Source organism: Rhodococcus sp. NS-SX18 (assembly GCF_057367935.1).
Genome location: NZ_CM170633.1, coordinates 2,752,037 through 2,765,491 on the forward strand (window position 1 = coordinate 2,752,037; position 13,455 = coordinate 2,765,491).

The window sequence follows — 13,455 nt, forward strand, 5'->3', positions numbered from 1 at the left end:
CGCGTCGCTCGAGGCGAGGGCCGGGCACGCGGCGGTGACCCGGGATCAGCGTTCGGTCACCGCCGCGAGTGCCCGCTCATCGTCCGAGCGGGCTGGAGAAGACCAACCCGTTGCCCTTGTTGTCGTAGACCGCGGCGCGGCGCTCGTGCGCGTCGTCGTACGGGCCCTTCACGATGCCGCCGCCGGCTTCTTCGACGGCCTGCTAGAACTTGATCGGCTCGTCGGTCGACAGCACGATCATCTTCACTTCATGGCTGCTCACGAAAACCCTCGTTCGGCGAATGTCCGGAAAGCCTGAGGTGATCGCCACCGAGACAACGAGAGTCGATCGTCCCGTCGGACACCGGTCGACCCACCCCGCCCGAGTTACGTCACAGTGTCGAATCGATGCGGATCTTCCACGGGCGAGGGGAGGAGGCTCGCGTCCGCATCGCGAGCCCACGGCGGCGATAGTCCGCCCCGCACGATGCCGGCACACGCCGGATGCTTCCGAGGTGTGCCGGCAACGCGCGCGAGCGAGTCGCCGTGGATCGAATGCCGGTGCGCCAGCGCACGACCCCGGACCTCGCCCCGTTAATCGTCACTGTGACGAATTGATCGTCAGCCGCCGAGCCGTGGAGGGGGCGAGGCGGGTCACGCCGGAACGCGAGCGAGGTCGAGCGGAGATTCGCGGGTGGCAGCCGGGACGCGTCCGGCGGGCGGGTGCATGCAGTCGTCACGCCGGTCACGAACCGCCGATGCGAATGCCGGGCGGCGTGCGCCACACCGGGGCGGACGAACGCCGTCAGTGCGGACGCCGCCGGAACGGACACGTTCGCGGCATTCTCGGCACTCGACCGGGCCTCGCGCGGAACAATCGGCTGGTCACCGCCGTACACCGGATTGCCGATAATGCACATTATGTCAAGTAGCGTGCTGGAAGCCTCCCCACGGACGGTGGGACGCGGGCGCCCGAACCGGCCGATGGCCCGAACCGGGCGCGTGCAGGATCGGCACCGGCAGACGTGGCCGGCCGGCCCCACCCGCGCCTCCCACCGGCGGCGTGGCCTCAGGCCCGGTCGTTTGCGTCGCCTCGACGAACAACCGAATCGTCGCATTCGACGGGCAATCTTCCCGGCGTGGACCCAGGCGTGACAGTCGGTGCCGCACGAGCCGTCGAGGTCCGTGCCACATGCGCCGCAGCACCGGCCCACGCCCTCTCCCCAACACTCCCGCGGACCACTCACCTATTACTTATAACGATAATGATGGATAATCACCGTTATCCATCACACCCGCAAGGGTGCGCGGCGGTGTCGTTGGACGAGCCGCGCCCGGTCCCCACACGGCGCCGCCGCGGGCGTCGAGCCTCGGCCTACCTCGAGTCGTTGCCGACCGCCACGCCCGCTGACCGCCGGCCCCGAACCGCCCGCACTGTCGCGGCGAGGGCTGTCACACACCACCATCTCCTCCCCTCAGTGGACGAGGTCGGCCACGTCGCCGGACCGGTCCCCCTCGCCGTACAGTCGGTGCGACGAACGGCAGGTCCGTGGGGCCGGCCCCGGATTCGGGAGGAACGGCGATGCCGCCGAACGTGTGGTTGACCCCGGGCGAGTTGTCGGCCCGGTCGGGGGTGGCGGTGTCCGCGCTGCACTACTACGAGGCCCGCGGCCTGATCGCCAGCAGACGCACCTCCGGGAACCGGCGCAGCTACCGGCGTGACACGCTCCGTCGCCTGGCCTTCATCCGCGTCGCGCAGGGGGTGGGGGTTTCCCTCGACGAGATCCGGGAGGCCCTCGACTCGTTGCCGGACAGCCGGGTGCCCACCGCGGCGGACTGGGCGCGGCTGTCGCGGCAGTGGCACGACCGGCTCACCGAACGGATCGAGGCACTCACCGCCTTGCGGGACAGTTTCACCGAGTGCATCGGCTGCGGCTGCCTGAGCCTGGCGTCGTGCCCGTTGGCCAACCCCGGCGATGTGCTCGGCGCCCGGGGACCGGGACCCCAGCGCCTCGGCGGGACCGGGTCACACCGGTAGTCCGCGACCGCAGGTCCCACCGTTCCCGTCGGCCCCGGATGTCACACTGGTATCGCACAGGTGTACGACGGGGATGCGGGGAGGGTGATGACAGGCCGGGTGGATCCGGGGCTGCTGGACTGGGTGGCCGCGTACCTCGAGACGCTGCAGACGGCGAAGCGGTCCGCGCACACGATCAAGGCGTACCGGCTGGATCTGCACGCGGTGTGCGAGGAGCTCGCCGTCCGGCTCTCGGTCACCCCGGGCGAGCTGTGCGTGCAGGACATCACGATCCGGGCGATGCGCTCGGCGTTCGCCACCTTCGCGCGGGAGCGGCAGCCGGCGTCGGTGCGGCGGGCCTGGTCGGTGTGGAACAGCTTCTGCAACTTCCTGGTCTCCGAAGGCGTGTCGGAGGGCAACCCGATGGCGTCGATCGCCCAGCCGAAACGCCCCCAGCACACCCCGAAGTCGTTCACGCCCAAGGCGATCGGGCAACTCGTCGACACCCTCACCGTCGAGGCGCAGCGGCCCGCCGCCTCGGCGCGGCAGTGGCCCCAGCGGGATCTGGCGCTGATCGCGACCTTGCTGCTGACCGGTATCCGCTCGGAGGAGCTGATCCGTCTCGATCTCGGCAGCGTGCTCGGCGGCACCCGCTCCCCCGTGCTGCGGGTGATGGGCAAGGGCGCCGTCGAACGGCGGATCCCGCTCGAGCCGAGCTGGACCGCGATCGTCTCGGCGTATCTCGAGGAGCGCTACACCCGGTTCCCGCCGACGCATCGGCCCCGGCGCGGCGACGACGAGACGCTCGCGGTGTGGGAGCGCTATCCCCCGGCCGATCCGCTGTTCGTCGGCGCCGACGGCCGCCGGATCACCCGCGGCACGCTGCAGTACCGGGTGCGGCGGATGTACCGGATGGCGGGCATCGAGGGCGAGCGCAAACGCGGCGCCCTCGCCCACGCGCTGCGGCACACCTTCGCCACCAGCCTGGCCGACGGCGGGGCGACGATGGTGGAGCTGCAGCAGCTGCTCGGCCACCGGTCGCTGCAGACCGTGCAGATCTACACGTCGGCGACGGACGACGCGGTGCGGCACGCCGCTCGGCACAACCCGGTCTACGGGCTGCTCGACCGGCACGAGTGACGCCCGGGCCGCACGGGACGCGTAAGCCTGTGGCGAGCGGGTATAGCTGACAGACTGGGGGCGGCGCGGGAGCCCCGCCGCTCCTCCGCCACCGGTTGCCCGGTCGACCCGAGACATCGAGGAGCACGGAATGAGCATCCAGTCGGTTGAGCCACGTCGTCACCATGTGGTGGTGATCGGATCCGGATTCGGGGGTCTGTTCGCCACCAAGGCCCTCGCACGTGCCGACGTGGACGTCACCGTCGTCGCTCGGACCACCCATCACCTCTTCCAGCCGCTGCTGTACCAGGTGGCGACGGGCATCCTGTCGGTGGGTGACATCGCGCCGCCGACCCGGCTGGTACTGCGCAAGCAGAAGAACGCGCAGGTGCTGCTCGGCGACGTCGAGTCGATCGATCTGGCGCGGCAGACCGTGACGTCCCGGTTCCTCGAGCGGGAGACGGTCACGCCGTTCGACAGCCTGATCGTGGCCGCCGGGGCGGGCCAGTCGTACTTCGGCAACGATCACTTCGCCGAGTTCGCGCCCGGCATGAAGACGATCGACGACGCGCTCGAGTTGCGGGGCCGGATCCTGGGGGCGTTCGAGCAGGCGGAGCTGTCCGAGGACCCGGCCGAGCAGCGCCGGCTGCTGACGTTCGTGGTGGTCGGGGCGGGACCGACCGGGGTGGAACTCGCGGGACAGATCGCCGAGTTGTCCCATCACACGCTGCGGGGCGCGTTCCGCAACATCGATCCGGCGGCCGCGCGGGTGGTGCTGCTCGACGGGGCGCCGGACGTGCTGCCGGTGTACGGGGGCAAGCTCAGCGCCAAGGCCCGCCAGACCCTCGAGAAGCTGGGGGTGGAGATCCAGCTCAACGCGATGGTCACCGACGTGGATGCGACGGGCCTGACGGTCAAGGACAAGGACGGCACCGAGCGCCGGATCGAGTCGCAGTGCAAGGTGTGGTCGGCGGGCGTGTCGGCGAGTCCGCTGGGCCGCCAGCTCGCCGAGCAGTCCGGTGCCGAGGTCGACCGGGCGGGCCGAGTGCTGGTGAATCCGGACCTGTCGCTGCCCGGTCATCCGAACGTGTTCGTCATCGGCGACATGATGGCGCTGGACAAGTTGCCGGGCCTGGCGCAGGTGGCGATGCAGGGCGGCAAGTATGCGGCGCGGCAGATCGTGGCGGGCCTGGCAGGTCACAGTCCGGCCGAACGCAAGCCGTTCAAGTATTTCGACAAGGGGTCGATGGCCACGATCAGCCGGTTCAGCGCGGTCGCGAAGGTCGGCAAGCTCGAGATCAGCGGGTTCGTCGGCTGGGTGGCCTGGCTGGGGATCCACCTGCTGTACCTGGTGGGGTTCTCGAGCAAGCTGTCGACCCTGCTGTCGTGGGCGACGACGTTCCTGACCCGGGGCCGCAACGAGATGGCCTCGACGGAGCAGCAGGTGTTCGCCCGCAACGCGATCGACCGGCTGCAGCGACATACCGAGGAGGCCGAGCGCGGCAGCCGCGGGCGCCGCGCCGCGGGGTGAGGCGGGTCGGCAGCCGGGCCGCCGGTCAGTTGCCCAGGGCGTCGGGATCGAGGATGTTGGCCAGGCGCACCTGCCCGTGCGCGACGGTGCGCTGCTGCTCGTCGGTGATGGCGACCTGCCACAGCTGCTGGCTGCGCCCCCGCTGGACGGGGGTGGCGGTGGCGGTGAGCACCCCTTCGCGGGTGGCGCGGATGAAGTCGGTGTTGTTGTTGACGCCGACCACCTTGCCGCGGTCGCCGAGCCAGATGCTGCCGGCGAAGCTGGCGACGGATTCGACGACGGCGCAGTAGACGCCGCCGTGGACGATGCCGAACGGCTGGTGCTGGTTCGGGGTGACGGTCCAGTGGGCGCGGACCCGGTCGGGGGTCAGTTCGGTGAACTCGAGGCCGAGGACGGAACCGAAGCCGTCGTTGTGCTGGGCGGTGACGGCCGCGGGGTCGGAGAGTTGTTCCTGGGTGGGCAGATCGGTCATGTGTCACTCCGTCCGGGTCGTGCCAGCTTTCTGGCGCGGGCCCGGCGCCGGTCGCCGGGTCTGGAAGGGATGCTAGGACATCGCCGGCGGCACGCAGTGCCGGGACGAGCCGGCGGGCCTCGCGTGGTGCACGCGAGGCCCGCCGTGGGAAGGACCGGGGGTCTCTGCAGCCCTCAGGACTCCGGCACGGTCCGGCAGCAACAACACCACCAACTATAGGGAAGCCTTACCTAATTTGCAAAGTCCTCGTACCGGCACACCCAGCGCCAGGAACGCGTCCAGCAGGAGCTGACCCCGGCGCGCCGCGACGGCGCGGGAGGTGCCGGCCAGCAGGGGGATCTGCGCGGCGCCCGCCACGACGGTGCGGCCGAGCAGGGACCACAGGCGCGGCTGCTCGATGGGGGCACACCGCGCCAGCGACGCGTAGGCGGCATGCAGCGCGGTGGTGGCGCGGTGCGCGGTCCACCGGGCGAGCGCCTCCTCGCACGGCAGCACGACGACCGTCTCGTCGGCGGCGGGATCGTCGGGCAGCACCCGCAGGGTGTCGTCCGCGACCGCGGCCCAGTCGATGCCGCCGTCGCTGTCCTGGTGGATCCACAGGTTGTCGAGGCCGGGGTCCCAGCAGCGCGCCTCGAGCAGGTAGGGGGCGAGGACCCGGCCCGCGACGACGTGGACGAGGGCGGCCGCCACCTGGTCGGCGGCGATCCGCGGATCGGCGACGTCCTCGAGCGCGCGGGCGTACAGCAGCGCGATCCGCCGGTCCCGGTCGGGGTCGGCGAGCCGCCACCAGCGACGGCGGGGTTCGTCGTCGATGCGGGCGACGGCGTAGACGCGGGGAGCGTGCGGCACCAGCAGCCGCAGGCGGGCGTCGGTGTCCCCGAACGCGGGGACCTGCACCGGGGTGGATCTCGGTGGCAGCAGGGTTGTCATCGACACCTCCTGATCGGCGGATCATCTGAATTAGGTAAGCCTAACCATGGCACTGCGGACCGGTGGATGCAACCCCGGAAGATAGGGTTCGGTAACCTAACCCTCGTTCGGCCGAGAACGCGTCCCCCGAGGAGCCCCCCGCCTGTGACCACCCTCCGCCCCCCGGAGACGCCGCCTGTCGCGGACGCCCCCTCCCTCCCCCGCCGTCTCGCCGCCGAGGCCGGCGACCTGAGCCTGCTCGCCGTGCCCGCCGTCATCGGCGTGCTGCTCGTCCGCGCCCTGTCCGACGCCCACGGTGGCGGCCAGACCGACCGCGTCGTCTTCGGGGGCACCGCCCTCGCCGTCACCGTCGGCCTGTGGTGGTACAACCGCGGGCACCGCGAAGGCACCACCGGACGCAGCCTTGGCAAACAGTGGGCCGGACTGATCACCCGCGACCGCGGCCACGGCGGACCGGTCGGGGCGCGGCGCAGCCTGCTGCGCCGCGGCACCGAGGTCGTCACCGACCGCGTCGCGGCCGCCGGCGGATTCGTCCCCCTCGCGGCCGACACGAGTGTCGGCGCCGTCCGCCGTCGCCGCCTGCTCGGCCTGCTGGCCATCGCCGCGGTACTGGTGGTGGTGCTGCTCGCCGGGATCGCCGTCGGCGCCCGGCCGATGACCATCGCCGAGGTCGTCCACGCCCTCAGCGCCGCCGACGGCTCCGACACCGACGTGATCGTGCACACCCTGCGGATCCCGCGCACCGTGCTCGGCCTCGTGGTGGGTATCGCTCTCGGCGTCGCCGGCGCCCTCATCCAGGGCCACACCCGCAACCCCCTGGCCGACGCCGGCCTGCTCGGACTCAATGCCGGAGCGGCCTTCTTCGTGGTCCTCTCGATCTATCTGCTCGGGATGGCCACACCCGGGCAGTACCTGTGGTTCGCCTTCGCCGGGTCGTTCACCGCCAGTGTCGTGGTCTTCGGGTTGTCCTCCCTCGGGGGTGGCCGCGCCGGACCGTTGACCCTGGCCCTGGCGGGCGCGGCCGTGGCGTTCTTCCTGCAGGCGATGACGCATGCGGTGGTGCTGCTCGACCAGACCACCCTCGACGGCTACCGGTTCTGGATCGTCGGTTCGGTCGCCGGCCGCGACCTCGAGGTGCTGTGGCAGGTGCTGCCGTTCCTCGCGACCGGACTGCTGCTGGCGGTGGTGAACACTCCCGGCCTCAATGTGCTCGGACTCGGTGAGGACGTCGCCCGGTCCCTGGGCACGAACGTCGCCGCCGCCCGCACCGTCGGCATCGTCGCCATCACCCTGCTCACCGGCGCCGCGACCGCGGCCTGCGGACCGATCGCCTTCATCGGCCTCGTGGTCCCGCACGTCGCCCGGGCGATCACCGGCCCGGACTACCGCTGGTTGCTTCCCTACGCCGGGCTGCTCGGCGGAGTGATGCTCGTCCTGGCCGACGTCATCGGCCGGATCGTGGTCCGCCCCGGGGAACTGCAGGTCGGCATCGTTCTCGCCCTGATGGGTGCGCCGTTCTTCATCGCGCTCGTGCGCCGGCGCCGGCTGGTGGCCCTGTGACCGCGCCGGCCGACACCGGCCGCACCCGGGCGACGGTCCCGTCCCGACCGGCACTGCGGATCGGCCCGGTCTCCCTCGTGTGGCGCCCGCGTGCGGTGGTCGTGTGCCTGGCCCTGGTGGCGGCGACGTTCCTGCTGCTGTGCGTCGGGCTCGGCCGCGGCGACTATCCGCTGTCGGTACCGCAGGTGATCTCGGTGCTCGCCGGCGCCGGGGAGCAACTCGACCGGTTCATCGTCCTGGAGCTGCGCCTGCCGCGCGGCCTCGCGGCGGTGCTCGTCGGCGCGGCACTCGCCGTCGCCGGTGCCCTGACCCAGACGGTGTCCCGCAATCCGCTGGCCAGCCCGGACATCCTCGGTGTCACCGCCGGTGCGAGCGCGGCCGCGGTCGCGCTCATCGTCGCCGCCGGATCCGGGACGCTCGCCGGGGTGCTCGGCGCGCTCGGACTGCCCCTGGCCGCGCTGTGCGGGGCCCTGCTCACCGCCACGGCGGTGTACGTCCTGGCCTGGCGCGGCGGGGTGGAGGGCTTCCGGCTCGTGCTGATCGGGATCGGCACCAACGCGCTGTTCGTCGCGCTGACGAACTGGATGCTGGTCTCGGCCGACATCAACGACGTGTCCCAGGCGCAGGTGTGGCTCACCGGGTCGCTCAACGGCGCCGGATGGTCGCAGGTCGTGCCGACGGCCGTGGCGCTGGCCGTCCTGACCGGCTGGCTCGCCACCGCCGCCTTCACGATGGGGGCCCTGCGGCTCGGGGACGAGACGGCCCGCTCCCTCGGGGTGCGGTTGCAGACCCAGCGGGCGGTGCTGCTGCTGTCCGCCTGCGCCCTGGTCGGTGTCGCCACCGCGGCGGCGGGGCCGATCGGGTTCGTCGCGCTCGCGGCCCCGCAGATCGCCCTGCGCCTCGTGCGCTCCCCCGGTCCGCCGCTGATCGCCTCCGCCCTGACCGGAGCGGCCCTGGTCACCGGCGCCGACATCCTCGCCCGCACGGTGCTGCCCGTCGCGCTGCCCGTCGGTCTGGTCACCTCCGCCCTCGGCGGACCGTTCCTGCTGTATCTGCTCGTGCGCTCGAACCGGAAGGTGTCGCTGTGACCCGAATCCCCCACACCGAGGACGTCGCCGCGCCCGATCCCGCGGACAGCGCCGGCGCCCCGCCGCGGCTCGTCGCGCGGGACCTCGCGCTCGGCTACGGCGACCGGCTCGTCGTCGACGGCCTGGAGCTGACCGTGCCCACCGGGGTGATCACGACCGTGATCGGGCCCAACGGGTGCGGCAAGTCCACCTTGCTGCGGGCGCTGGCCCGGTTGCTGCGCCCGCGCCGCGGCAGCGTGCTGCTCGACGGGCACGCGATCTCCTCGATGCGCACCCGCGACGTCGCGCGGGTGCTGGGCATGTTGCCGCAGGCACCGGTTGCGCCCGAGGGCCTGACCGTCGCCGACCTCGTCGCCCGGGGGCGGCATCCGCACCAGTCGTGGCTGCGGCAGTGGTCCGCCGACGACGAGGGTGAGGTCGCCGTCGCACTGGACCGGACCGGCATCACCGAGCTCGCCGACCGCCCGGTCGACCAGCTCTCCGGCGGGCAGCGGCAGCGGGCTTGGATCTCGATGGCGCTGGCGCAGGGCACCGACGTGCTGCTGCTCGACGAGCCGACCACCTATCTGGATCTGGCGCACTCGGTGGAGGTGCTCGACCTCGTCGACCGGCTGCACTCGGAGCTCGGCCGCACCGTGGTGATGGTGCTGCACGATCTGAATCTCGCGATCCGCTACAGCGACCACCTGGTGGTGATGAAGGAGGGCCGGATCGTCCGCGCGGGCCCGCCGGCGCAGGTGATCACCGAGGAGTTGCTGCGGGAGGTGTTCGCGCTCGACGCGGCGGTGATCGACGACCCGGTCTCGGACCGGCCGCTGGTCGTACCGATCGGCACCCGGCACGTGTTCGGCACGGCGGGCGGACCGGACACGAGAACACGTACTACTTCAGGTAGTACGACACACTCGTCGGAGACCCGGTAAACTTGTGTCATGGCAGCACTCGGAGAACTCGAACGCGCAGTGATGGACCACCTGTGGTCCTCCACCGAACCGCAGACCGTCCGGCAGGTCCACGAGGCCCTCGCCGCCCGGCGCTCCCTCGCGTACACCACCGTCATGACCGTTCTCCAGCGCCTCGCGAAGAAGAACCTCGTCATCCAGCAGCGCGACGACCGCGCCCACCGCTACGTGCCGGTGCACGGCCGCGAAGAACTCGTCGCCAGCCTCATGGTCGACGCCCTCGACCAGGCCGACGAGTCCGCCGGGCGAGTCGCCGCCCTCGTCCACTTCATCGGGCGTGTCAACCCCGACGAGGCCGCCGCGCTGCGCGAGGCCCTCGCCGCCCTCGAGGCCCAGCAGGACGGGCAGACCCGTCCCGCCGTCGCCGACCCGGGTACCGGTCGGGCGAGCTGACTGGCACACTCGGTGCCATGAACGCGACCACCGCGCTGGTCTTCGGCATCCTCGCGCTGCTGCTGGCCGGGCCGGTTCCGGCCCTGCTCAGTCGCGCCACCTGGCCGTACCGCAACCCCCGCCCCGCCCTGGTGCTGTGGCAGGCGGTGGCGCTCGCGGCCGTGCTGTCCGCGTTCAGCTCGGGCCTGGCCATCGCATCGCTGCTGCTCGTCCCCGGTGAGGACGGCCGGCCCACCACCGCCCCGCTCCAGGAGATCGACGCCCTCGGCCTGCCCCTGTGGCTGACCTACGTCGTGGTCTTCGCTCTCACCGTGCTGATCGGTGCCCGGCTGATGTATTCGATTCTGCGTGTCGGTGTCCGCACCCGCCGCCGCCGGGCCCGGCACCGCATGCTCGTCGACCTGCTCGACCGGCGCGACAGCGGCGCCTCGGTGCGACAGCTGTCCCATGTGCGCGTCCTCGACACCGCCGAACCCGTCGCCTACTGCCTGCCGGGCCTGCGGCACCGGGTCGTGCTCAGCGAAGGCACCCTCGACCACCTCGCCGACGACGAGATCCGCGCCATCCTCCGCCACGAGCACTCGCACCTGCGGGCCCGGCACGACCTCGTCCTCGAGGCGTTCACCGCCGTCTACGAGGCCTTCCCCCGCTGGGTGCGGTCCCGGTCGGCGCTCGGCTCGGTGCAGCTGCTCGTCGAGATGCTCGCCGACGACTCCGCCGTGCGCGTCACCGGCCCCACCCCGCTGGCCCGGGCCCTGGTCGCCTGCGCCGGCGCCCGCACCCCCCAGGGCGCCCTTGCCGTCGGCGGCCCGTCCACCGTGCTGCGGGTCAAGCGCCTCGCCGAACCCGGACCGGACCTGCGCACCGCCGTGACCGCCTACACCGCAGCCGCCGCGATCCTCGTCGTGCCCACCGTCGCGGTCGCCGTGCCGTGGCTGACCGAACTCGGCCGCCTGCTGCGCGCCTGGTGATCCCCGCCGGCCGCGCCGGTAGCACGCCCCCGATTTCGATCCCGTCCGGGTTCGGGGGAAGCTGTACCCATGACCGTCGAACACACCGAGAATCCCCGCGCCCAGATCGGCGTGACCGGCCTGGCCGTCATGGGGTCGAACATCGCCCGCAACTTCGCCCGCCACGGCCACACCGTCGCGCTGCACAACCGCAGCGTCGCCAAGACCGACGCCCTGCTCGAAGCGCACGGCGACGACGGCGACTTCGTACGCACCGAAACCATCGACGAGTTCGTCGCCGCCCTGCAGAAGCCGCGCCGGGTGCTCGTCATGGTCAAGGCCGGCGACGCCACCGACGCGGTCATCGACGAACTCGCGAACGCGATGGAACCCGGCGACATCATCATCGACGGCGGCAACGCCCTCTACACCGACACCATCCGCCGCGAAGCCGCCCTGCGCGCACGCGGCCTGCACTTCGTCGGCGCCGGCATCTCCGGCGGCGAGGAGGGCGCCCTCAACGGCCCGTCGATCATGCCCGGCGGCCCCGCCGAGTCCTACGAGGCCCTCGGCCCGCTCCTCGAGTCCATCTCCGCCCACGTCGACGGCACCCCGTGCTGCACCCACATCGGCCCCGACGGCTCCGGCCATTTCGTGAAGATGGTGCACAACGGCATCGAGTACGCCGACATGCAGCTCATCGGCGAGGCCTACCACCTGCTGCGCGACGCGCTCGGCTACGACGCCCCGAAGATCGCCGAGGTGTTCTCCGAGTGGAACACCGGCACCCTCGAGTCCTACCTGATCGAGATCACCGCCGACGTCCTGCGCCAGACCGACGCGAGCACCGGCAAACCCCTCGTCGACGTCATCGTCGACGCCGCCGAGCAGAAGGGCACCGGACGCTGGACCGTCAAGTCCGCCCTCGACCTCGGTGTGCCGGTCACCGGCATCGCCGAGGCCGTGTTCGCCCGCGCCCTGTCCGGCTCCCGCACCCAGCGGGCCGCCGCCCGCGGCCTGGCCTCCGGCACCCTCGGCGACAAGCCCACCGACGCCGCACAGTTCACCGAGGACATCCGCCGCGCCCTCTACGCGTCGAAGATCGTCGCCTACGCGCAGGGCTTCGATCAGATCGCCGCCGGTAGCGCCGAATACGGCTGGAACGTCGACCGCGCCGCCCTGGCCACCATCTGGCGCGGCGGCTGCATCATCCGCGCCCAGTTCCTCAACCGCATCAAGGAGGCCTACGACGCCGACCCGCAGCTGCCCAGCCTGATCCTCGCCCCCTACTTCCGCGAGGCCATCGAGGCCGGCATCGACAGCTGGCGCCGCGTCGTCGCCACCGCCACCATGCTCGGCATTCCCGTCCCCGCGTTCGCCTCCTCGCTGTCGTACTACGACGGTCTGCGCGCCGACCGCCTGCCCGCCGCCCTCACCCAGGGCCAGCGCGACTTCTTCGGCGCCCACACCTACGAGCGCATCGACGCCGACGGCAAGTTCCACACCCTCTGGAGCGGGGACCGCACCGAGGTCCGCGCCTGACTGCGCCCGCACCGGCACTCGGTAGGGCATAGTTTGTGCCCATGAGCGGCACCGTCACGGCGTCCGTCGTGTGCGCGCTGGCCGCCGCGCTCCTGTTCGCGGCGGCCAGCGTCGCCCAGCAACGCTCCGCCGAAGCCGTTCCCGCCGGCGAGTCCCTCGTCGCCGCCCTGATCCGCAGCCCCCGCTGGTGGGCCGGGGTGGTCGGCGACGGCGGCGGCTACCTGCTGCAGGTCGCCGCCCTCGCCCTCGGGCCGGTCCTGGTGGTCCAGCCGCTGCTGGTGTCGTCGCTGCTGTTCGCCCTCCCCCTGTCCGCCGCGTTCTCCGGTTCCCGCATCACCCGCCCCACCTGGCTGACCGCGGCGGCGTTGTGCGCAGCGCTCGTGGTGTTCCTCGTCGTCGGCGACCCCACCGCCGGCGAGATCGACGCCCCCTGGCACGAGTGGATCCTCCCACTCGGCGCGGTGTGCGCCGTCGTGTCCGCCGCCACCGCAATCGGACTGCTCGGCCACGACCCCGGCACGCGGGCGATGGCGCTCGGCGCGGCCAGCGGCCTGCTCTACGGCGTGGCGGTGGCGTTCACCAAGTACGTCACCGACCTGTTCGAACACGGCCTGCGTCCCGTGGTCGGCGCCTGGCAGACCTGGGCCCTGCTCGGCGCCGGCCTGCTCGGCGTCTACCTCCAGCAACGCGCCTTCCAGGCCGGCCCGCTCGCCGCGTCCCTGCCGGCGATCACCATCGGCGAACCCCTCGCCGCCGTCTTCCTCGGCATGACCGTCCTCGACGAACGGCTCCGGGTGGACGGCCCGGCCCTCGCCCTCGTCGTCGCCTCGGTCGTGGTGATGCTGATCGCCACGGTGGCGCTCTCACGCAGCCAGGCCCGGCTCACCACGCCCGCCGCCACCGGCGCGTAGC

Annotated in this window: 12 protein-coding genes and 1 pseudogene; 10 read left to right on the forward strand and 3 right to left on the reverse strand. The window is 72.2% G+C overall.

The annotated features are described in order from the left end of the window. Positions 1-76 precede the first annotated feature (76 nt). Positions 77-202 (reverse strand): annotated as a pseudogene (locus AC2IPW_RS12800) (VOC family protein); the annotation flags it as partial. A gap of 1,359 nt (positions 203-1,561) precedes the next feature. Here AC2IPW_RS12800 and soxR point away from each other — a divergent pair. The 3 genes from soxR (at position 1,562) to AC2IPW_RS12815 (ending at position 4,646) form a co-directional block, all read left to right on the forward strand. Then, positions 1,562-2,017, forward strand: a complete 456-nt coding sequence (soxR, locus tag AC2IPW_RS12805) for a redox-sensitive transcriptional activator SoxR (RefSeq protein WP_486374971.1) — start codon at positions 1,562-1,564, stop codon at positions 2,015-2,017. Positions 2,018-2,104: 87 nt separating this feature from the next. Beyond that, positions 2,105-3,136: a tyrosine-type recombinase/integrase gene (locus AC2IPW_RS12810; protein ID WP_486374972.1), complete on the forward strand. Its 1,032-nt coding sequence runs from the start codon at positions 2,105-2,107 to the stop codon at positions 3,134-3,136. A gap of 130 nt (positions 3,137-3,266) precedes the next feature. Next, on the forward strand, positions 3,267-4,646 hold the full coding sequence (locus AC2IPW_RS12815) for an NAD(P)/FAD-dependent oxidoreductase (RefSeq protein WP_486374973.1): 1,380 nt from the start codon (positions 3,267-3,269) through the stop codon (positions 4,644-4,646). Between the two features lie 25 nt (positions 4,647-4,671). Here the strand turns inward: AC2IPW_RS12815 and AC2IPW_RS12820 are convergent, their stop codons facing one another. Both AC2IPW_RS12820 and AC2IPW_RS12825 read right to left on the reverse strand, forming a co-directional pair. After that, complete coding sequence (locus AC2IPW_RS12820) at positions 4,672-5,118, reverse strand: PaaI family thioesterase (RefSeq protein ID WP_054375012.1); 447 nt, start codon at positions 5,116-5,118, stop codon at positions 4,672-4,674. A 213-nt stretch (positions 5,119-5,331) separates the two neighbouring features. Further along, positions 5,332-6,048 carry a hypothetical protein gene (locus AC2IPW_RS12825; protein WP_486374974.1) on the reverse strand — a complete coding sequence of 239 codons (717 nt, stop codon included), beginning with the start codon at positions 6,046-6,048 and terminating at the stop codon, positions 5,332-5,334. Between the two features lie 144 nt (positions 6,049-6,192). Between AC2IPW_RS12825 and AC2IPW_RS12830 the strand changes: the two genes are divergently transcribed. The 7 genes from AC2IPW_RS12830 to AC2IPW_RS12860 all read left to right on the forward strand — a co-directional run bounded on the left by AC2IPW_RS12830 (position 6,193) and on the right by AC2IPW_RS12860 (position 13,454). Further along, on the forward strand, positions 6,193-7,608 hold the full coding sequence (locus tag AC2IPW_RS12830; protein WP_486374975.1) for an iron chelate uptake ABC transporter family permease subunit: 1,416 nt from the start codon (positions 6,193-6,195) through the stop codon (positions 7,606-7,608). After that, the gene (locus AC2IPW_RS12835; protein WP_003937254.1) at positions 7,605-8,696 is read left to right on the forward strand and encodes a FecCD family ABC transporter permease; all 1,092 of its coding nucleotides are present in this window, start codon (positions 7,605-7,607) and stop codon (positions 8,694-8,696) included. The genes AC2IPW_RS12830 and AC2IPW_RS12835 overlap by 4 nt, the downstream gene beginning before the upstream one ends. A 5-nt stretch (positions 8,697-8,701) precedes the next feature. Then, on the forward strand, positions 8,702-9,619 hold the full coding sequence (locus AC2IPW_RS12840; protein ID WP_486377001.1) for an ABC transporter ATP-binding protein: 918 nt from the start codon (positions 8,702-8,704) through the stop codon (positions 9,617-9,619). A 9-nt stretch (positions 9,620-9,628) separates the two neighbouring features. Next, positions 9,629-10,051, forward strand: a complete 423-nt coding sequence (locus tag AC2IPW_RS12845) for a BlaI/MecI/CopY family transcriptional regulator (protein WP_040782821.1) — start codon at positions 9,629-9,631, stop codon at positions 10,049-10,051. Between the two features lie 17 nt (positions 10,052-10,068). Next, positions 10,069-11,022: a M56 family metallopeptidase gene (locus AC2IPW_RS12850; protein WP_003937257.1), complete on the forward strand. Its 954-nt coding sequence runs from the start codon at positions 10,069-10,071 to the stop codon at positions 11,020-11,022. Between the two features lie 69 nt (positions 11,023-11,091). Continuing rightward, entirely contained in the window at positions 11,092-12,543 is a 1,452-nt protein-coding gene (gene gndA / locus AC2IPW_RS12855; protein WP_486374976.1) for an NADP-dependent phosphogluconate dehydrogenase, read from the forward strand. 41 nt (positions 12,544-12,584) lie between these two features. Next, on the forward strand, positions 12,585-13,454 hold the full coding sequence (locus AC2IPW_RS12860) for a DMT family transporter (protein ID WP_486374977.1): 870 nt from the start codon (positions 12,585-12,587) through the stop codon (positions 13,452-13,454). Position 13,455 lies beyond the last annotated feature (1 nt).